Source organism: Rhodococcus sp. T2V (assembly GCF_029269925.1).
Classification (GTDB): domain Bacteria; phylum Actinomycetota; class Actinomycetes; order Mycobacteriales; family Mycobacteriaceae; genus Rhodococcus_F; species Rhodococcus_F koreensis.
On sequence record NZ_JARJBD010000283.1, the window covers coordinates 1 to 1,492 of the forward strand.

Annotated in this window: 1 protein-coding gene; it reads left to right on the top strand. The window is 69.6% G+C overall.

Annotated elements, in window-relative coordinates:
• Positions 1 to 158: 158 nt before the first annotated feature.
• A partial coding sequence (locus tag P3H15_RS53910) for an IS1634 family transposase (protein WP_276144808.1) occupies positions 159 to 1,492 on the top strand: 1,334 nt, incomplete at its 3' end.

The following is a 1,492-nucleotide window of genomic DNA, read 5'->3' on the forward strand; positions in this document are numbered from 1 at the left end:
CCCAAGTTACGGCCGGCTTTCGGCCGAATCCCTGCGGTCTGCCAGGGAGAACTGTGGATTCCGCCCTTACGTATGTAGCCACTAATACTGCGTGTCATACCGGTCATGGGCCAGGTGATTGCGGTAATATATGGGATATGTCGGCATACAGTGGCGCGATGCATGTAGCCCGGAACAGGCGCAGCTATGTGACGAAGTCGGGCGAGGAGCGGGTCTACGAGTCGGTGCTGCTGCGGCGCACGTTCCGTGACGGCGGCAGGGTCCGCCACGAGACGCTGGCGAACCTGAAGGTACTTCCGGAGACGGCAATCGCGGCGATCGAGGCGACCTTGAGGGGGCAGACGCTGGTCCCCGCCGCGGAGGCGGCCACCGTGCTCCGCTCGGTGCCGCACGGGCACGTCGCCGCGGTGGGGGCGATGGCGCACCAGCTGGGATTGCCCGCGTTGCTCGGCCCGGCCGGCCGGAGGCGCGATCTGGCGATGGCGCTGATCCTCGCCCGGGCGGTGGCCCCGGCCTCGAAACTGGCCACCGCCTCCTGGTGGGCCGACACCACCCTCGGGGTGGACCTGGAGGTGACCGGGGCGGGCACCGACGAGATCTACGCGGCGATGGACTGGCTGGTGGGTCGCCAGGACCGCATCGAAAAACAGCTCGCCGGAAAGCATCTCGACCCGGTGGTGAATCCGTCGCGGATCGCGATGTTCGACCTGTCCTCCTCCTGGGTGACCGGCCGGCACTGCGACCTGGCCGCCCGCGGCTACTCCCGCGACGGGAAGAAGGGCTGCGAGCAGATCGAATACGGGCTGCTCACCGACCCCGCCGGTCGCCCGGTCGCGGTGCGGGTGTTTCCCGGCAACACCGCCGACCCGGCCGCCTTCACCCACGCCGTGACCGCCGTGCGCGGCACCTTCGGGCTGGAGAACATGCTGATGGTCGGCGACCGCGGCATGATCACCTCCGCCCGCATCACCGCACTCAAAGACGGCGGCGGCCTGGGCTGGTTGACCGCGCTGCGGGCCCCGCAGATCGCGGCCCTCGCCGCCGATGACGGGCCGCTGCAGATGTCGCTGTTCGACGAGCAGAACTTCGCCGAGATCAGCCACCCGGACTACCCCGGGGAACGGTTGATCGTGTGCCGCAACCCGGCCCTGGCCGACGAGCGCGCCCGCAAACGCACCGAGCTGCTCGACGCCACCGAGGAGAAGCTGGCCCCGATCGCCGCGGCCGCGGCCGCCGGCCGGCTGTCCGGGGCCGGGAAGATCGGCCTACGGGTCGGCCGGGTGCTGGGAAAATACAAGGTGGGCAAACACTTCCACGTCGAGATCACCGACACCACGCTGAGGGTGACCCGGGACCGGGACCGGATCGACGCCGAGGCCGCCCTCGACGGGATCTACACCCTGCGCACCACCGCCAGCGCCGACGAACTCGACACCGCCGCCGTGATCGACGCCTACAAGAACCTCTCCCGCGTCGAACGCGACTTCCGCTC